We start from the raw sequence: 17756 nt of genomic DNA on the forward strand, positions 1-17756 counted from the left end.
GGCATCTCCCTCCGTCATTGAATTGTTCCCACCCTTGTGGATTGCTTGAAGGTTTTTGTGATGTCAAGGCTAGGGCTTTTTGAAGAATAAAAGAGGCATCCCCATAACGAGAATCCAGGGAGAGAAGCCGACAGAACAGCCCCCGCTACCTATGAACGGAAGAGCTCCCTCGTAGGTCATCTTGAGAGATGTTTCCCTTCCTGTCACCACCGTGACGGTTTGAGGTTCTTCTTTTTTCCAGAAAAAAAGATCGGTGACGGTGACGGTGTATTGACCGGGGCTCAGGCCCCGAACGGTTGTCCCCGATTTGTTCCATGTCTTGCCACCGTCCAGGCTCCACTTGGCTCCGTCGTTCACGGCCTCCGCTGGCCAGAGAGTCACTGTGATGGATCCGGGCGCCGAGCTCCCAACGTGATTTCCCAGGGCCTTGAGGCAGATGCTGGCGCCGGGAGTCTCAGAGGTTATGTCGGTCCAGGTTGTACCGTCAAGGGAGACGTACCCCTGTCCCTTTGAGGAAGAGGCCTTGTCGCTGTAGCCTCGTACCCGAGTCTCGAGAGCGATGGGATAGCCGTATCCTGGTGTGGTGAGATGCACGACGACGGAGAAGGTCTCTCCTGTGGGGACTCGTACCTCCCGATCCAGCTCCACCGTATGATAGCCTGGCATTTGCAGGGTTCCCGTCTGTGCCTGAAGAGAGATCCTCCCCGAGGTCGGGCTCGACATCACTCCGGTATAGACCGAGAGGGAATAGGTTGTCCCTACGCCTCCGGTGTAGAACGAGACGGCTTTGAGGTCGAAGTCGGTGGCTGCCGTGAAGATGTTGGCCATCCAGGCGCTCTCGTTCTCGTTGGGTGCCGGGGTATACGAGTTGCACCATCCCAGAGGATCGTACTGGTAGATCGTGTTGAATTGACGGGGCTTGCCCCCTACGTAAGCGACCCCTGTGTCCATTACTGTGTCCTCATAAGAGAGGTAAAAATATCCCCTGTCGCCCCAATCAGGCCCCCAAGAGTTCTTGACGATCCAGGCGCCATTCGAGCTTGGCTGATTGGCCAGGTTGAACCTGGTCCTGGGGTACGTGTCATCCCATCCGACCACCGTGACGCCGTGGTTGGCTCTGCCCACCGTCAATCCATCGGAGTTTCTCGGAGGTGTGTACGAGGCGAACGTCTCGGGGTTGAAATAGGGGGATCTCTCCCACTTTCCTCCCTGGGGATCATTGGCAAACATGCCCACGGAGACCGCACCGTAGGTCATGAGTGCTTCCTTTATGTTTGCCTCGTTGGCCTTTTGAAATCGTGTATTTACGCCATTTATTTTTTCATAGTTAAAGTAAAAATTATAGGCGTGGCGCAGGCTCCACGACGCAGGGGTATCGGCTGCTGGAATGCGACCGTAGGGCGCAGCTCTCTCGGGAACGGCACCGGTTCCCCGGGCCAGGAGTGCGATGGCTTGAAAGTCATCGCCACCAAAGTTCATGAAGCGGGGGAAGTCCTCAGGATCGTGGTTCCCGAACCCCACCAGGGTCGATGTCTGGTTCACACTCCCGAAATACGCCAAATACTGTTCCGAGTAGTCGGGGTCTGGCACACCGGCTTTCAAAGCTGTCGATTCCAGAGAGCCCAGGGCGCTGAAGGCCCAGCAGGTCCCATAGGGCTCTTGGTTCCGAACGGGGGTTACAAAACCTTGCGTTCGAAGGTCGAATGAGACCGGAAAAGACGTGACAGCTTTGTTACTCTGGATATCAGGAAACAGATGAACCCCTGCCAGGTGGCTGAGATCCACAGGCGAAGGGATACGAGCACCATATGTTATGTCGCCTGCCTTTCGTCCCGTCTGCTGCTCCAGGATGAACTCCTCAAAGGTGGGGTTCAGGGGGGCCACGCGACACCAGGCTGCAGATGCCAAGGCTATCGTGATAATCGTTGCCATCGAAAAAACGTTCAAGAGTCTTTTGGTAGTGTTCATACTCTCACTCCTTTAAAAAAGCGGAGACGACCGACGTGGTCGACTCCGCTCAATTCTTGAGAAATTACCACCACTGGCGAAGCTTCCCGCACAGGCTTTCAACCGTGTCTCTGGGACCGTGGATAAGGATCCCGAGATATTCAATCTCATGTTCGTCCATGGACTCCAAGCTCTCAGCCAGTTCTTGATCCCCGGCGGTCTCCATGAGAGCCGACGGACAATCGACCACCAGAAGCTCAGGGATCTCCCGGGCTTTGTTCAGAGCCTCCCGAAGCTGGGCTACCTTGGCCTTGAACACCACCAGAGGGTGACATAACATCCCACGATGCCGGATGCCCGACTTATCGGTGAGCCATTCCTGCCCCATGTGTTCCTCTCCGTGGAATCCCATAGAAGCTCCTAATTGAGCGGCAGCCGTTAAGGCAACGCCGACTTTCAGCTTGGCGTTCAGGATGATGATTGTTTTCTTTTCACGATACCCGTTATTCATAGTTTTGACCTCCCCCATTGTACATCTTCTCGACGAGAGAAGCCCGCCGTCCAACAGCCCCACATACAGAGCTTCGCGTTCAGTGTACCAGTTTTACCGAGTATGCACCACCGAAAGAAGAGCTAAGAACGCATGTGTTCCCCCAGAACATGAGCCACTCGATCAGCTGCGTGGCCGTCACCGTAAGGGTTGGGTGAGGCGGCCATTCGTCTCAGCCTGTCGTCGTCGCTGAGTAGGGACGAGATTCGGGTACCTACGGTATCGGGATCAGTGCCGACCAGGGTCAGTATACCGGCAGCCAGCCCTTCGGGACGTTCGGTTACGTTTCGGACGACCGCCACGGGAATACCTAGGGCTGCCCCCTCTTCCTGGAGTCCTCCAGAATCCGTCACGATGAGTCGACTGGCCGCCAGCAAGGCTGCCATAGGGCCGTACTCCAGGGGAGGAAGTACTGTGATGTTGGGCTTGCCCTCAAGAGCTGGAGTGACAGCCTGGGCCACTTGGGGGTTCAGGTGAACGGGCCAGACGAACTGGTGATCTCGATGCTCTTGAGCTGTTCGTGCCAGGGCTTGAGCCAGATCGGACAGGATCGGCCAGTTTTCTCTACGATGCAGGGTTATCGTGACCAGCTTGCCCGATGCAGGCATGGGCACGGGAAGGTCCCCTTGATTGGCTGCATACAAAACGGCGTCGATACCTGTCTGTCCGGTAATCGCGATTCGCTCGTCCGGTTTCCCCTCTGCCAGAAGGTTGGCTCTCGCTCCCTCGGTAGGGGCAAAGTACAGATCGGAGACGACATCGGTGAGAATCCGGTTGGCCTCTTCTGGGAAGGGCTCCGTCATGGAGCCTGATCGGAGACCAGCCTCCACGTGCCCTACGGGGATCCGCTCCAGAAAAGCAGCCCAGGCGACGGCGAAGGTGGTCAGGGTGTCACCGTGAACCAGCACGTAGTTAGCTTCCATCTCCCTGAGGGCCGCCGCTGTACTGGGAAGTATCCGGGCGGCCAGCTCGGTCAAGGACTGCCCCTGAACAAGCACGTCCAGCTTCTTGTCAGCCGGTACGTTGAAGAGCCTGAGGACGGAAGTGATCTGGTCTCCATGCTGGCCGCTGACCAGGACCTTGGGGATCAGCCTTTCCTGACGCAGGGCTCCGTAGACGGGAGCCATCTTTATGGCCTCAGGGCGGGTCCCGAGAGCCAGCACGACGACTGGGGAGGTCATCTGTCCTTCTCCTCGTGGGATCGGTACCAATCGAGGGTTTTGACGATGCCGTCCTTTAGGGGATAAAAAGTGTCCAGGTCACATATCCTGGACAGGCGGTCGACATCCGCTATGCTGTGGCGAATGTCGCCGGGGCGTTCGTCCTGATATACAGGGAGCGTCGATGACGGGACCAATTCCGTGAGAATCTCCCGAACTCGGGTAACCGAGGTGCTTCGTCCGCATCCCACGTTGATAACCGATCCCGCCAGGATCTCGGTCTTGCTCTCTGCCAGTACCATTACACGGGCCGCATCGCCTACGTAGACAAAGTCCCTTGTCTGTTCTCCGTCGCCGTAGATCGTCACGGGCCTTCTCCTCAGAAAAGCCGTGACAAATCGGGGGATCACAGAGGCATAAGGCCCCTCGGGGTTTTGTCTGGGACCGTAGACGTTGAAGAGTCGAAAGCCTAGCGTGGGGATACCCCAGGCGGCCGTTGATGCCGCTGCCAAAATCTCGTCCATTGCCTTGCTGGCACCGTAGGGTGACTGGGGAGCGAGGGACGAATCCTCTCTCTGAGGCCCCTTTCCTCCGGGTCCATAGACAGCCGCCGAGGTAGTATACAGCACGGGGATAGGGCGATCCCGAAGGGTCTCCAATATGTCGGCAAAAGCCCTTACGTTCACGTCGTAGCAGAGGCGAGGTTCCTGAAGGGATTGAGGCACCGATATCATGGCAGCCAGGTGAAACAGGATATCGGCCTGGTGCAAGAGCCTGACAATGAGGTCCAGATCACGGATATCTCCATGGTGAATCGCCAGGTTCGATCCCTTCAGGTGCTCCAGATTTGTCCCATCTGACGACGACAGGTTGTCCAGCACCGTGACAGACCATCCATCGCTGATGAGGCGATCACACAAGTGCGAGCCGATGAATCCGGCACCCCCTGTTACGAGGGCTCTACGAATCATAAGTCATCATCCTCTCTTTTCCAAACGACCAGGGTATTCTGAGAATCAAAGGTTTCCCGAAGTCTGGCGAACTCCTCTCTGTTCAGTATAAGCCAACGAATTTTTATGCCCAACTCGCTTTCCAGCCGGGCGATCAGGTCCTGAAGATAGTTTCGGTCCACCATTTGTCCGACTAAGACCAGGTCCATGAGTCCCGAATTGACACCTCGAGTGTCGTCGCCCGTCATGAAGGCCAGGCTCACGTCCCCCAGCTTTACCAGCACGGACTCCACAAGGTGATCAATTCCCAAAGTTTTTCGGACGACCCCCTGAATCTCAGGAAACAGGGGGTGCCGCCTATTGGCCCGATACATCTTGGTCCGGCCCTCAGACGACGATTCGAGCAGTCCGGCGTCGGTCAGACGATTGAGCTCAACTCGAATCGTGTTGGTGGACTCGCCGAATTCCTCGGCCAGCTCCCGAAGATATCCTGATACGTCGGGGTTCAGGAATAGTTTTAATAATAATCGAACTCTTGTTTTGAGGTGATCAATGAATCTGGTACGGTACTTGCTCCAATCCACCCTTTCAAAAAACGGGTCGAGTCATAATATAACTCGAACAGCTGCTAAAGAGAAGCCCTTGAGGTCCTCTTATGGTACAGTTAGCAAAATACATGTCGTTCATCGACATAACGGGAGGGACGGGACGCATCAGGCGCCGGAGAAAATATGGCTGATCGAGTGTATGATCGAAAAGAGATGTTTTTGGGGGATTTGGCGACCCTGACGTGTGCTTTCCTGTGGGGAGTCTCCTTTATGGCCACCAAGGAGGTCTTAGTATACATGGGACCTCTGTGGCTGTTGACTCTTCGCTTCGGGTTCAGTGCCTTTCTGATCGGGATCGTCTCTCCACGGCGTATTCGGCATATGACCAGACGGGATGGGGTACGCGGAGGGACTATAGGACTTCTGCTTCTGGTCGCCATGGTTCTTCAGACGATAGGACTTCAATACACCACGACGGGGAAATCGGCCTTCATCACAGCCTGCTGTGTGGTGATGGTGCCCTTTTCCACCTGGGCAGTTGCTCGGAAGAGTCCTGGTCTTAAACCCTTTATCGCATCGGGAATATGCCTGGTCGGTATAGGGATTATCTCTTTGGATGGGGCCTTGAGGCCCGGTTTGGGGGAGATGCTGACTCTCATGTGTGCTGTTGGGTTTGCTCTCCAGATCGTCGCGATAGATCGCTTGGCTCAGGGTCGAGATGCTTTGACCTTGAGCATGGTGGAGATGGGACTGAGCGCCGTAGCCTGCCTGATCGGTGCTCTGATCATGGAACCCCTGCCCAGGCTGGATTCACTCACAGGGCTGTGGTGGCTTGTTTATCTGTCGGTAGGATGTACATTAATTCCATACTCCCTTCAGATAAAAGCTCAACAGCTCACATCCCCTACCCATGTCACCCTTCTCCTCATGATGGAGTCGGTTTTTGCCATGATCATCGGGGTGATCTTTCTGGGAGAGGCTTTGACGCTCCGCCTTGTGATGGGCTGTGGGCTTATTTTTGTCTCCATTCTGATCGCTGAGCTGGATTTGATAGGGTGGGCGAAGCAGCGAGGAGAAACTTGAGAAATTTTTAAGATTTTTATAAAAATTCGTAATCTAAAATGCGGCTCTGGACGAGGCCCTGGATGGTCAAGTTGGAAGCGGTTTTATTGTATTTTTGTTTGGTGATAAATCTTTGTGGTTTCTGTGGGGTTTTTTTGCTTTCGGAATGGCAAGAAGGATGTATAATTGGACGACACAGACGGTTTTTAAGGAGTGGCTTGATGAAAAACGTCAATATTGTGGTTGCCTGTGTTTTTATATTGACCCTGGTCGCTGTGGGGAGTGTTTTAAAAGCTACTCAGAGCGTTATTCTTCCCTTCGTCATCGCATGGCTTCTGTCATATATTTTCAGTCCGGTCGTCCGTGCTATGGCGCGGCGAAGAATCCCCATGGTCATCTCCATGGCGTTAGTTCTTGCCGTGTTGTTGGGCGTCTGTTTTCTCGTGGCCGTGTTCATGAACACCAGGATCGTGGCCTTTGCCTCGGCCTACCCGAAGTACTACGATCAACTGATCGCTTTGACAAAGAGTTTTACTAACAGCAAATATCTGCCTCCTGACTTTTGGGATAGTATCAACTGGGGTGAGAGCGTGGGGCGATATCTCCTGTCCCTGTCCGGCTCCTTGGTTTCCCTTTTGTCCAAGTTGGTTTTGGTCGTGGTCTTTCTGGTCTTCATGTTATTGGGAACCCCCTATGTGGAATTCAAAATAAAAAAAGCATTTTCAATTGATTCAGGGGCTCGGGTTCTCCTGATCCTTAAGGCCGTCTCGGCCCAGATTGGTCGGTATCTGACCCTTCAGTTCCTCATAAGCATGGTCACAGGTTTGTTCGTCTGGCTTTCTCTGTCGTATCTGAAAGTGGATTTCGCAGCCACTTGGGGTGTCCTGGCATTCGCTTTGAACTTTATCCCTACCATCGGTTCCATCATGGCCTCGGTGCCCCCCATCCTTCTGGCTCTTGTCCAATACTATCCCAACACCTTTCCGGCCGTGGGAGCTGCCGTCGCTCTGCTTTTCATCCAGATGATCATCGGCAACGTGGTTACCCCGAAAATCATGGGAGATACTTTGGATCTGAGCCCGGTGGTCATATTGATTTCCCTCTTCTTTTGGGGGTGGCTCTGGGGCGTGGTGGGTGCTTTGCTCTCCGTCCCCATCGCTGCCATCATCAAGATTATCTGTGAGAACGTTGAGTCTTTGCACGTCATCGGAGTAATGATGGGTTCGGGGCGCTCCTATCGTCGAGATCTGTGTTAGCAAAGCTGGGGTTCTGAATTAGGGGGGGTATACGTGTCGATTCGGGTCATGGAGGTACGAAGGGAAAAAAAGAACGCTGTCTTCCTGGTGGAAGGGGCCGTCTGGCGTCCTGAGGGCGGCGGGCAGCCCGGGGACTCGGGGAGCATCTCCTGGACAGGGGGCTCTGGCTCGGTGAGCAATACCAGAAAGGCTCGGGACGGTCTGCTGTATCTGGATGTTTCGAGGCTTTCTGGTGCTATCGATGTGGGGTGCGAGATCACCCTTCAAAGAGACGAGCAGCGTCGTTGGCTGCTCTCCCGAATGCATTCGGGAGAGCATGTTCTGTCCCGTGTGATGGAAAACATCCGTCCAGATCTCAGGGTGTATAAAGTGGCTGTGGGGGAGGAGCTCACCACGATTTTTTTCCGGTATGAGGGGGTCGTCGACTGGGATTTTCTCTTTGACGCCGAGAACCAGGCCCGCACAATCATCGACGCTCAGCTGCCCGTTGAGATTGTGAAGCTCTCGCTGGACGAGGCTAAAGCCCTACCGGGACTCAAGGCCCGGTGGGATCGGGTGTCAGACGATACTATCCGGGTGGTCCGTATTCCCGGCTTCGACCTGAACGCCTGCTCAGGCAGCCACGTCTCCGATACAGGGGAAATTGGTACCATCTCGGTCGAGTCCTTCAAAGGATCGGCTCCCGAATGGGAGGTCACCTTCTCCATATCAAGTGATCGAGATCGTGACTTGGCGAGAGGAATGCGTCGAGTGCTCTCCCAGCTTCACTGTCGTCCCGACGAGATCGTCAAGCTGGTGGAGCGTCTGGGCACCGAGAACGCCACACTTAGGAAGCAGCTTCAGAAGCTCCAGCCCTACGTATTCCTGCCTTGGGAGGAACGTCTTATCGGTTCGCTCTCCTGCGATGTGGTCCATGTCGTGGGACTTCCTCGGGAGCTCGTTGCTGCCGAGGCTCGAAAGAAAATGCGGGAAGCTGGAGATCGGTTAGTTCTGGCCATCGCCGACAACGGAGAGAGCCATGCAGTTCCCTTTATTTTATGTTGGGGAGGTTCTGTGAATGTGGATGTGAGGGCACTCTTGAACTGCGAGGCTTTAGGGGCTCGTGGAGGAGGAAAAGGTGGAATCCTCTCCGGCCAAACGAAATGTCGTTCTCTGGATGTTTGGTTAAAAGCCTGTTCTGATGCCTGTTCTGTGACGTGAACCCTGAAATTTGTCGCAAATCCTCTCGGGAGAAGAAGTCCGTCCAGGACCTTTTCTCCCGTTTGTTTTTGAAGGGCTATGCTATGCTTGATATGGTTATTGATATATGTCAAAAACTCGGGTAAGATGACTGAAGGAGATAACGAAATGATTTGGAGGTGTGTCGATGGTTCGACCTATAAAATCCAGAACGGTGTGTGCTTTGCCGAAAAATAAGGTCTTTGGACCTCTTGGATGGTATCGAGGGCGTGGACTTGTCGTTATAACAGTAGACGAGTACGAGACTCTTCGGCTTATCGACGACGAGGGATTGACACAGCAGGAATGCTGCGAACATATTGGCGTAGGGCGAACGACCGTACAGGCCATGTACGACCGGGCGAGAGGAAAGCTGGCCGATTGTCTGGTTAATGGGAAGCGCCTACTCATTGAGGGGGGAGAGTTTACCCTCTGTTCGGGCAATCATGGGAGATCTCGAAGACGGGCGTGTTGTTGGGCTCGAGAAAAGAGAGACGAGCTCTGTCTTATGCACCAGAGCGATAGACGAGAAGGGAGTTGGAGAATGAGCGTTGCTATCCCGGTCAATGACGACCGAGTTACCGTAGCCGGAACCTTGGGGAGAGCTCCATTGTTTGCCTTGATTGACCTGGAAGCTGATCAGGTTCAATTCAAAATCAACCCTGGAGCCGATAGTCAGGGTGGCACTGGAATCAAGGTTGCCCAGACCCTTTTGGATTGGGGCGTTCAGGCTGTGGTGACGCCTCAGTGCGGTGAAAATGCCGCCAACGTGCTTCAGGCTGGAGAGGTGGAGCTGTTTCTGGCCCGAGGAGGCGATCTCTCGGACAACGTGTCGGCTTATCGGGAAGGGACGTTGCAAAAACTCAGTGAGGTTCATGAGGGATATCATGGTCGCGGGGGAGATTGACCATGCAGACTCGATTCATAAAAAACGTGTCGGCTGGGACGTGGAATATCATTCTCCGAAAGGTTCCCGATCAGGCCATCCGGGAACGCATAAAGCGGGGGGAGTTCAGTGCTCTCGGGGTCTGTCAGGGCTTGTTGGCCGATATTCTGGTTGCCGGGGACATGGCGGAGAAGAGTTCGAACGTTTGGGTGGCTGAGATCCAGGGAACTTGCCCTCAACATATAGTATGTCTGGGGATTTTTGGGGATACCAGTGCCGTCGAAAACGCTCTTGAGGCCGTTACATGCTATGGAGCTTCGGAAAAAAATTGAAGATCGCTGTGCTCAGCGGAAAAGGAGGAACCGGTAAGACCTTTGTCTCGGTGAATCTCTCGGCTGCAGCCGATCGGTCTGTGTACGTGGATTGCGATGTGGAGGAGCCTAACGGTCATCTGTTCTTTCGGCCCGATCCGGAGGGACGGAGCGTCGTCACCGTGCCCCTGCCTCAATTCGACCAGAGCCGATGCACCGGTTGTCGGATCTGTGTTGACTTCTGTGCCTTTAACGCCCTGGCTTTTGTGGGGGCGAAACCCCGTCTTTTCCCGGATCTTTGTCATTCCTGCGGCGGTTGTCTGAGCCTCTGTCCCCACGGAGCCGTGACGGAGGTCCCTCACGTGGTTGGAGAGGTCCGAAAAGGCCGGTCCGGCAACGTAACCGTCCTGAGCGGGTTCATGAAGACAGGAACAGTATCGGGAACGCCTGTTATCCGAGAGCTCTATCATCAGGTGGCGAAGGAGGTAGACGATCTCGTCGTGCTGGACTGCCCGCCTGGAAGCGCCTGTTTAGTCATGGAGAGCATCAGGGACGCCGATGTCTGCGTGTTGGTGGCAGAGTCCACGGTTTTCGGGGCCCATAACCTGGTTATGGTCCGTGAGTTAGTGGAAAAGTTCGGGAAACCCTTCGGCGTCGTGCTGAACAAATGCGACGGCAAAGTAAACCCATCGGAAAATATCTGTGTCCGTGATCGACTGCCTGTCCTTGCTCGAATTCCCTTTGACGCCGATCTGGGGAGCCTGAACTCCGACGGTGGTATCGCCGTTCGGGAACTTCCAGACTACAGGGACCGGTTTGCGGCGATCCTGGAAGCTGTCGAGACGGTTGGGATGAACAGATGAAACAGCTGCTCATCATAAGTGGAAAAGGCGGTACGGGAAAGACGACCATTGCCGGAGCCTTCATCCGTCTCTCCGAGGCCAGAGCGTTTGCTGACTGTGACGTCGACGCTCCTAACCTTCATCTGATGTACCCTGGGATGAGCTCCGAGATGAGCGATTTTTACGGAATGCCCACGGCCGTTATTTACGAAGATAGGTGTGTGGGATGTGACGTCTGTCGGGAGAGCTGTCGCTTTGATGCGATCAGGGAAACCGATGGAAAATGGGTGGTCGATCCATACGCCTGCGAAGGATGTGGACTTTGCGCAGCCCTCTGTCCAGAGGGTGCTGTCCGTATGGAGCCGTCTGTCGCTGGCGATCTAACGCTATACCGAGACAACGACAGGGTTTTTTCCAGCGCTCGGCTTCGGATGGGTAGCGGAACCTCGGGGAAATTGGTCTCTCGGGTCAAGAGGCGGATGATCGAGGAGGCTCCTCGGACCGATCTGGCCGTGATCGATGGCTCGCCGGGAATCGGTTGTCCTGTCGTCGCCTCCATGAGTGGTGTCCACATGGCTCTTGTTGTCACCGAGCCGTCCATCTCGGGGCTCAGTGATCTGGAGCGTATCGTACGAACCGGTCAGCATTTTGGTATCGCCATGGCTGTCTGTGTCAATCGATGGGATATCAATGAAAAGAATACCGAACGGATCGAGAGATACTGTGAAAAGAGAGGACTCCTCTGTCTTGGGCGAATTCCCTTCGATGAGGCGGCGGGAGAAGCTATAAACAGAGGGATAACGCTGGTGGACGTGGATTGTCCTGCAGGTATGGCTGTGAGATGTCTGTTCGATCGAGTCCTCCGTCTCTTGATGAGGGATTCGGATGGAAAATAACGATGAGAGGGAGAGTGTTATGAAAAAAATTGCCGTGGCGTGTCAGGAGAAAAAAGTAGCCCAACATTTCGGCCACTGTGAGGGCTTTTGGATTTTCACCGTGGAGGGCGATCACTTCAGATCGGAGGAGTTGGTCAGCAATCCCGGCCACAAGCCAGGATTCCTGCCCAACTTTCTGGCTGATCGGGGTGTGGACGTGATCATCAGCGGCGGTATGGGGAGGGGAGCCGTGGAAATTTTTGAGGGACGTGGCATAAAGGTTGTTGTGGGTGCCTCAGGTGATTGTAGAGAATCGGTCGAAGCGTATCTCAAAGGCGAGCTCGTCTCGACAGGGGCGGTCTGTCAGGAGCATTCCTACTCTGATGAATGTGGAGATTGAGGTTTTCGTGACACCCTTGCTGGTTTGAGCCTCCAACGTCCACCTTTTTGTGAAAGGGCTGTATACTCACTTTGACAAAGAGCCTTTACTAGAGAGAAAATGTGTATGGGGGGGTATGCGTATGGGAAGATGGCTGGCGGGTGCATGCCGGCTTTTGGGCGCGGTCTACGTTCCAGAGGAGGTGATGGATCGTCCGGGGGAGTTCCTTCTTCACATCTCGGATACGCCGTCGCCCTTTTTTTCGGATTTGGCTCGGATCATTGCTAAGGTGAAACCGGCTTGGGTGGTCCACACCGGAGATCTGGTGGACCAAATCAAGCTGGAGATCTATCCTGCTCGGATTGAAGGATATCGGACCAAGCTTCGCCGACTGGCTAAACTGTTGGATGGTGGTTCGGCTCGGGGGGCTTTCCAGGCTGTTATTGTGCTGGGAAACCACGATCATGGGCCGACGGTTCAGGATTTTTTCCCTCACTGTCATGTGGTGAACGATGTGGGGGCTTTTCAGGTTTACGGTTGGGATTTTGTCGTGAGTCACTACGCCTGGAAACTGCCCGACCGTCCTGAGGCGGTAGGGCTCTTCGGCCACGATCTCTCAGTTCCGTCGGGTGATATTCGAGGATTGAACGGCCTGACCGATATCAACCTTTTTTCCCTTAAGACCGGAGGAGTCTATCGCATCAAATACCCGGGGTATCTCGACGATATGCGTCAGCTCAAGAGACGAGTCAGTTTGTAATCGTTCGTAAGGGATGGAGACGAACGAAAGGAGGTCTCGGCTATGTTGTCCATAGTCAGAAGCGGCCCGAGGGTTGTTCAAATAGAGGGAGATGAGGATGCCATTCTGAAATGGTTGGAGCCTCGTTTTTCCTGTCGTCAGGCTCCGAAGGAACATGTATTCGACGGTATGGGGGAAGACAGTACCGTGTTGATCCTTGGGGCAAAGGAACCCCAGAGATATGTGGCTGTTGATAGTTTCCCTGACGTGATCATGGCAACCATGTTAACCGAGAGGGCTTGCTCCATGGTGTCGTCAGTCCGGCGTTTCCCGAGAAGCATCCTGTTTCGGGTTCACGGCGACTACCGACCGGTTATGGAGGACATCGCTAAGGACTTTCACGGCGAGATCGCTCCTCTGGATAGACTCTGGGACTGGAGCTCGGATCACGGTGTGCTCATCTGTTTTACGGAAAAGTCTCTGACGAAGTCCCTGGTCACCAGCGATGTAGCGGACCACGTCGTATGCATACCTATGCCTCACGAGGCTTTGAGGACCAGGCTTCGTCGACGGGCGCTCTATCTCTTCAACCGAAGTATGGATAAATCCGAGTGGCGGTATCTGGAGATCCGTATCTACGATGCCTACGGACGGTACCGTCTTCACGTGGAACGTCTGACCAAGGCTTTGGAGGACCTGGAGCTTGGGTTACTTGTGGGAGAGGGATGGGGGAAGGATTACGCACATATCCTTATGCCGGTCTCGGTCTACTGCCTCCGCCTCTTCTCCTATTTTGATCCCAAAATCGTCAAAAAAGTCTTGATCGGTCTTGAGTACGTTGAGGGTGATCAACGATTTGCTGACTTCGACCTGTACGAGACCAAGCGCAAGATCAGCTGGACTGACGTCAACTCCGGGGGGAAAATAGATAGAATGGCGCTAGGGGCCGCCATGAGGGAGGAAATCAGGCGGACTATGGACCCCGATCAGCTTGAAGATCTGGATCGGCTGGAAGCAGAGATCCTGGCTAAGGCCAGGCGCTCTCCTGGGGAGACCCGGTGGAACTGAGCGTATAGAGGCGTACTGACTGAACCGGAGGCGTGTGAACATGCCTCCGGTTCAGTCAGTGTGGTTATGAAGTGATCTATTCCACAAGGTGCCCCGAGGTCTCCAGGTAGACCTCTTTTCTCTTGGTCCAGAAGGTGGTCTCTCCGTCGGAGAATCGGGCTCCCGAGGCAGAAACGGCAAGGGGCAAAGTTTTGGTCCCCTCGGGCATGTACAGCGTTACCGAGTCGTCACCGAAGCGGGCCAGGATGCGAAATCCGTCGAAGACATAGGTGAGGACTTCCGCAGTTTCAGCTGTTGGATCCACCTCGACCAAGGGCACGGTTACGTTCGAGGTCGAGGTGCCCTTTTGGGGTAACGGTACGCTGCCGATCCAGCGAAGTCGTCCATTCATAGCCGATATTGTAGCGGTCACCTCGTAGGCCTTGTCGTCCTTCAGGCTGGCTGGGTCGTACTCGATGGAGAAGGGCAGCGGAACCTGGCTCTCGGCGCACATTACCGACTGGGAGACAAGACGCTCATCTGACTGAGACGAATTTTCCCAAACGGCGAGCTGAACCGTAGCCTGATTCAGGATCATAGCCTTTCCGTTGGACATGACCAATGTCCCTGAGATAGTCGCTGCCGAGGCCATAGAGCCCATTACGACGGCCAGAAGCGATGCGGCGATCCCCGCAAACAAACTTTTTCCGGTCATATTAAACACTCTCCTTTTAAAGTTAAAATAGACCCCTTAGAGCCATCAATTTTTGAGATAGATCATATCATAGGGGTTCTCGCATCAGTATGCAAGGGCTTTTCCGGATTTTAAGTATTTTATGGTATGGTGTACCTGATCTTGGATTTTGGCCGACTCAATTCAGGTGAACAGAGAGGGTGGTCCTGTTGTCCAGTGAGATCTTCGTCATCAACCCCGGATCGACCAGTACCAAGATAGCCTGGTTCGACGGTGATCGGGAGCGATGGTCCGAGACCGTTCGTCACGATCCCAGTCGGATCGCTTCTTTCCCGAGTACCGTAGCCCAATACCGTTTTCGAATGGATACCATTGAAGATGCCGTGCAAACCAAGGGATACTCCCTGGATAGTCTGGATATCGTGGTCGGTCGGGGTGGGATCGTCGATCCCATTCCCGGGGGAACGTACTCCGTTGATCAGGCTCTTCTTCAGCGGCTTCGGAGTGGTAAGCCCTGGGATCATGCCTCCAATTTAGGCGGCATCATCGCTGAGGCTATCGCATCCCCCAGAGGGATTCCCGCTGTGATCGTGGACCCCGTTTCGGTGGACGAGCTGGACGATGTCGTCCGGCTCAGTGGATTGCCCGAACTGCCCCGTATATCCCTGAATCACGCTTTGAACGTCAAAGCCACTGTGCGAAAGGCGGCCAGGGATCTGGAGAAGGACTGGAGGAAGACGAGATTCGTGGTGGCTCACATCGGCGGAGGGCTCTCCGTCTGTGCCCTTCGAAACGGTCGATTGGCCGAGTTCTACAGCGGCAACGACGGTGGTCCCTTTTCGCCTGAGAGGGCCGGAGGACTTCCCGCGGAGGGGTTGATGTCCTTGTGCTTTGATGGCTCCACCGATCTACCCAGCCTGAAAAAACGTCTGGTCGGTCAGGGGGGAGTTATGGCTTATTTGGGAACCAGCGATATGAGAACCGTGTCTGAGCGTGCCCGATCAGGAGACGACAAGGCCAGGCTGGTTTGGAAGAGTCTCGTATTCCAGATAGCAGGAGCTATTGGTGCTATGGCGGTTTTTCTGGAAGGACGGCTTGATGGGATACTTTTCACCGGTGGTGTCGTCTACGATGAGAATTTTGTGGCGTCCATTCAAAAAAAAGTGCAGTGGATCGCTCCATGTTTTATCTATCCGGGCGAGGGAGAGATGGAGGCTCTGGCCCAAGGAGCTTTCCGGGTGCTCAAAGGCCAGGAACGACCGTTGTCCTACGGGGATACGGTGAGAGGAGAGCGGTGATCAGAGGTGAAGGATCTTTCGTTTTTGCTCGATCGGTGTTCATCCCGGGAAAAAAAGAGAATTGCTGTTGCCTGTCCATACGGCCATGACGTACTTGAGGCTGTACGGGTGGCCCATCAACAGGATATTGTGACGGCGATTCTTGTCGGAGAGCCCGAAAAAATTGCTGACAAGGCTCAGGCGTTGGGGCTCTCCCTGGAGGGTATGGAGATGGTAGAGGCCTCCGATGACTATGCAGCCATCGAGGCCACCGTTCGGTTGGTCTCTTCCGGTGAGGCTGATCTGATCATGAAAGGGCTTGTCAAGACGGCGACTTTGCTCAAAGCCGTGCTGAACAAGGAATGGGGCCTTCGGTCAGGCTCTCTCCTGTCTCACCTGGTTCTGGTTGAGGTCCCGACTCTGGGGCGGGTGCTGGGGATTACCGACGGTGGCATGAATATGTATCCCGATTTGACGGCCAAGGTGGGGATCATCAAAAACGCTGTGGTCTGCTATCACAGGCTGGGTATCGATTGCCCTAAAGTCGCTGTCTTGGCCGCTGTGGAGTCGGTGAACCCTGATATGGTCTGCTCCTTAGATGCCGCAGCTCTGACGATCATGGGCGCTCGGGGGCAGATCAGAGGTTGTCTCATCGATGGGCCCCTGACTCTGGATAACGCCGTGAGCCCCGAGGCAGCTGCCATCAAAGGCATTCGGTCGCCTGTAGCCGGGCAGGCAGATTTGCTCGTGATGCCCCATATTGAGGCGGGAAACCTGGTGGGCAAGACAGCGATGTTTCTTGCTCAATGCCGAATTGCCGGTGTCCTCCTGGGTGCTCGTTGCCCTGTTGTCATGACCAGTCGCTTCGACTCCATGGATACGAAGTTACTGTCCATCGCTCTGGGGGCCTCCATCTCCTGAGTCGCTTGTGCGCGTTGTCATACGATTCTTCGTTGTATAATGTACGAAGAGTTGCTCTCGTTTTGGTTAAACGGGAGGGCGTTGAGGACGGCAGCGGATATATACTAATCTATAGGGGGTTATTTTTTATGGAACAGCTTCGTTCGTTGAGCGCTTTGTTGGAATATGCAAAGAAGATCGGTGTCGAGAAGGGCAGGAAGAAAATCAGCGTCGCCAAGGCTGATGATCCGGGGCTGTTGGGGGCTCTTGAGGAGGCCCGGACGGCAGGTATTGCGGACTTCTACCTGGTTGGTGAGGCGTCGGCTATCGAGGGAGCTGCAAAAGAGGCTGGTGTGGATTTGGCGAACTATAAGATGGTGGATGTTGCCAGTGAGCCCGAGATGGCCCTTGAGGCCGTCAAGCTCGTTTCCTCCGGTCAAGCTGACGTCTACATGAAAGGTCAGATCCACACGAATCATTTCCTCCGGGGCATGCTCAACAAGGAAGTCGGGCTTCGTAGGGGCAAGAACGTTATCTCCCATTGCTATTTTCATAAAATTGAGGGGTTTGACAGGATATTCTTCATCACCGATGCTGCCTTCAACATGTATCCCGACCTGAACCAGAAGGCTCAGATCATCCAGAACACCGTAAACCTGGCGCGAGCCTTCGGGGTGGAGTGCCCTAAGGTGGCCGTTCTGGCGGCTGTGGAGGTCGTGAACCCCGATATGCCCGCTACGTTGGATGCCTCAGCCTTAGCTCAGATGAACGTTCGGGGCCAGATCAAAAACTGCATCGTCGACGGTCCCTTCGCTTTGGACAACGCCGTCAGCGAAGAATCGGCCAAAACCAAGGGCATATCCTCTCCTGTGGCTGGGAAAGCCGATATTTTCCTGGTTCCCAACATCGATGCAGGTAACATGCTGGCCAAGGCCGTTGTCTATTTTTCAAAGAACGAGACGGCCGGCATGATCCTGGGGGCGGCGGCACCCATCATCCTCACAAGCCGGGCCGACTCTCCGAGGGCCAAGCTCATCTCCATAGCCGCTGCGGTCGTTCACGCTGATTTCAGTAAATAAAATGGTAGGCAGATGTAGAAAGTGATCTACATAAAA

Annotated in this window: 18 protein-coding genes and 1 pseudogene; 13 read left to right on the forward strand and 6 right to left on the reverse strand. The window is 54.6% G+C overall.

The window, feature by feature from the left end:
• Positions 1 to 69: 69 nt before the first annotated feature.
• From CSA35_06390 to CSA35_06410, 5 genes are all read right to left on the reverse strand, one after another.
• Positions 70 to 1968: a hypothetical protein gene (locus CSA35_06390; GenBank protein PIE54345.1), complete on the reverse strand. Its 1899-nt coding sequence runs from the start codon at positions 1966 to 1968 to the stop codon at positions 70 to 72.
• A 64-nt stretch (positions 1969 to 2032) separates the two neighbouring features.
• The gene (locus tag CSA35_06395) at positions 2033 to 2476 is read right to left on the reverse strand and encodes a hypothetical protein (GenBank protein PIE54346.1); all 444 of its coding nucleotides are present in this window, start codon (positions 2474 to 2476) and stop codon (positions 2033 to 2035) included.
• Between the two features lie 104 nt (positions 2477 to 2580).
• A complete protein-coding gene (locus CSA35_06400) occupies positions 2581 to 3678 on the reverse strand; it encodes a UDP-N-acetylglucosamine 2-epimerase (non-hydrolyzing) (GenBank protein PIE54347.1) in 1098 nt (365 codons plus the stop codon).
• On the reverse strand, positions 3675 to 4628 hold the full coding sequence (locus CSA35_06405; GenBank protein PIE54348.1) for a hypothetical protein: 954 nt from the start codon (positions 4626 to 4628) through the stop codon (positions 3675 to 3677). Before CSA35_06405 ends, CSA35_06400 begins: the two co-directional genes overlap by 4 nt.
• Complete coding sequence (locus CSA35_06410) at positions 4625 to 5161, reverse strand: transcriptional regulator (protein PIE54396.1); 537 nt, start codon at positions 5159 to 5161, stop codon at positions 4625 to 4627. Before CSA35_06410 ends, CSA35_06405 begins: the two co-directional genes overlap by 4 nt.
• Before the next feature lie 177 nt (positions 5162 to 5338).
• Here CSA35_06410 and CSA35_06415 point away from each other — a divergent pair, with 177 nt between their 5' ends.
• From CSA35_06415 to CSA35_06460, 10 genes and pseudogenes are all read left to right on the forward strand, one after another.
• Positions 5339 to 6238: an EamA family transporter gene (locus CSA35_06415; GenBank protein ID PIE54349.1), complete on the forward strand. Its 900-nt coding sequence runs from the start codon at positions 5339 to 5341 to the stop codon at positions 6236 to 6238.
• A 200-nt stretch (positions 6239 to 6438) separates the two neighbouring features.
• Positions 6439 to 7473 (forward strand): AI-2E family transporter, encoded by a 1035-nt coding sequence (locus CSA35_06420; GenBank protein PIE54350.1) that lies wholly within the window; start codon positions 6439 to 6441, stop codon positions 7471 to 7473.
• Between the two features lie 33 nt (positions 7474 to 7506).
• Positions 7507 to 8673, forward strand: a complete 1167-nt coding sequence (locus CSA35_06425; protein PIE54351.1) for a hypothetical protein — start codon at positions 7507 to 7509, stop codon at positions 8671 to 8673.
• A gap of 166 nt (positions 8674 to 8839) precedes the next feature.
• Positions 8840 to 9124, forward strand: a pseudogene (locus CSA35_06430) (hypothetical protein).
• Between the two features lie 476 nt (positions 9125 to 9600).
• Positions 9601 to 9909 (forward strand): BMC domain protein, encoded by a 309-nt coding sequence (locus tag CSA35_06435; GenBank protein ID PIE54352.1) that lies wholly within the window; start codon positions 9601 to 9603, stop codon positions 9907 to 9909.
• Entirely contained in the window at positions 9906 to 10751 is an 846-nt protein-coding gene (locus tag CSA35_06440; protein PIE54397.1) for an ATPase, read from the forward strand. The genes CSA35_06435 and CSA35_06440 overlap by 4 nt, the downstream gene beginning before the upstream one ends.
• Complete coding sequence (locus CSA35_06445; GenBank protein PIE54353.1) at positions 10748 to 11626, forward strand: ATPase; 879 nt, start codon at positions 10748 to 10750, stop codon at positions 11624 to 11626. Before CSA35_06440 ends, CSA35_06445 begins: the two co-directional genes overlap by 4 nt.
• Before the next feature lie 19 nt (positions 11627 to 11645).
• A complete protein-coding gene (locus tag CSA35_06450) occupies positions 11646 to 12005 on the forward strand; it encodes a dinitrogenase iron-molybdenum cofactor (GenBank protein ID PIE54398.1) in 360 nt (119 codons plus the stop codon).
• A gap of 115 nt (positions 12006 to 12120) precedes the next feature.
• The gene (locus tag CSA35_06455) at positions 12121 to 12744 is read left to right on the forward strand and encodes a hypothetical protein (GenBank protein ID PIE54354.1); all 624 of its coding nucleotides are present in this window, start codon (positions 12121 to 12123) and stop codon (positions 12742 to 12744) included.
• 42 nt (positions 12745 to 12786) lie between these two features.
• On the forward strand, positions 12787 to 13791 hold the full coding sequence (locus tag CSA35_06460; GenBank protein ID PIE54355.1) for a hypothetical protein: 1005 nt from the start codon (positions 12787 to 12789) through the stop codon (positions 13789 to 13791).
• 76 nt (positions 13792 to 13867) lie between these two features.
• Here CSA35_06460 and CSA35_06465 read toward each other — a convergent pair whose 3' ends face one another.
• Positions 13868 to 14485 carry a hypothetical protein gene (locus CSA35_06465; protein ID PIE54356.1) on the reverse strand — a complete coding sequence of 206 codons (618 nt, stop codon included), beginning with the start codon at positions 14483 to 14485 and terminating at the stop codon, positions 13868 to 13870.
• Positions 14486 to 14673: 188 nt separating this feature from the next.
• On the opposite strand from CSA35_06465, the gene buk reads away from it, so the two are divergent.
• The 3 genes from buk to CSA35_06480 all read left to right on the forward strand — a co-directional run bounded on the left by buk (position 14674) and on the right by CSA35_06480 (position 17720).
• Positions 14674 to 15762 carry a butyrate kinase gene (gene buk / locus CSA35_06470; protein PIE54399.1) on the forward strand — a complete coding sequence of 363 codons (1089 nt, stop codon included), beginning with the start codon at positions 14674 to 14676 and terminating at the stop codon, positions 15760 to 15762.
• Between the two features lie 6 nt (positions 15763 to 15768).
• Complete coding sequence (locus CSA35_06475; GenBank protein ID PIE54357.1) at positions 15769 to 16662, forward strand: phosphate butyryltransferase; 894 nt, start codon at positions 15769 to 15771, stop codon at positions 16660 to 16662.
• 128 nt (positions 16663 to 16790) lie between these two features.
• The gene (locus tag CSA35_06480) at positions 16791 to 17720 is read left to right on the forward strand and encodes a phosphate butyryltransferase (protein PIE54358.1); all 930 of its coding nucleotides are present in this window, start codon (positions 16791 to 16793) and stop codon (positions 17718 to 17720) included.
• Positions 17721 to 17756: the final 36 nt, after the last annotated feature.

Origin of the sequence: Dethiosulfovibrio peptidovorans (assembly GCA_002748665.1) — a bacterium.
Lineage (GTDB): Bacteria > Synergistota > Synergistia > Synergistales > Dethiosulfovibrionaceae > Dethiosulfovibrio > Dethiosulfovibrio peptidovorans_A.

Excerpts from the sequence above, each read along its gene's own strand:
- CSA35_06390 (PIE54345.1), bottom strand. The coding sequence starts at position 1,968 with ATGAACACTACCAAAAGACTCTTGAACGTTTTTTCGATGGCAACGATT.
- CSA35_06395 (PIE54346.1), bottom strand. The coding sequence starts at position 2,476 with ATGGGGGAGGTCAAAACTATGAATAACGGGTATCGTGAAAAGAAAACA.
- CSA35_06400 (PIE54347.1), bottom strand. The coding sequence starts at position 3,678 with ATGACCTCCCCAGTCGTCGTGCTGGCTCTCGGGACCCGCCCTGAGGCC.
- CSA35_06405 (PIE54348.1), bottom strand. The coding sequence starts at position 4,628 with ATGATTCGTAGAGCCCTCGTAACAGGGGGTGCCGGATTCATCGGCTCG.
- CSA35_06415 (PIE54349.1), top strand. The coding sequence starts at position 5,339 with ATGGCTGATCGAGTGTATGATCGAAAAGAGATGTTTTTGGGGGATTTG.
- CSA35_06420 (PIE54350.1), top strand. The coding sequence starts at position 6,439 with ATGAAAAACGTCAATATTGTGGTTGCCTGTGTTTTTATATTGACCCTG.
- CSA35_06435 (PIE54352.1), top strand. The coding sequence starts at position 9,601 with ATGCAGACTCGATTCATAAAAAACGTGTCGGCTGGGACGTGGAATATC.
- CSA35_06445 (PIE54353.1), top strand. The coding sequence starts at position 10,748 with ATGAAACAGCTGCTCATCATAAGTGGAAAAGGCGGTACGGGAAAGACG.
- CSA35_06450 (PIE54398.1), top strand. The coding sequence starts at position 11,646 with ATGAAAAAAATTGCCGTGGCGTGTCAGGAGAAAAAAGTAGCCCAACAT.
- CSA35_06455 (PIE54354.1), top strand. The coding sequence starts at position 12,121 with ATGCGTATGGGAAGATGGCTGGCGGGTGCATGCCGGCTTTTGGGCGCG.
- CSA35_06460 (PIE54355.1), top strand. The coding sequence starts at position 12,787 with ATGTTGTCCATAGTCAGAAGCGGCCCGAGGGTTGTTCAAATAGAGGGA.
- CSA35_06465 (PIE54356.1), bottom strand. The coding sequence starts at position 14,485 with ATGACCGGAAAAAGTTTGTTTGCGGGGATCGCCGCATCGCTTCTGGCC.
- CSA35_06480 (PIE54358.1), top strand. The coding sequence starts at position 16,791 with ATGGAACAGCTTCGTTCGTTGAGCGCTTTGTTGGAATATGCAAAGAAG.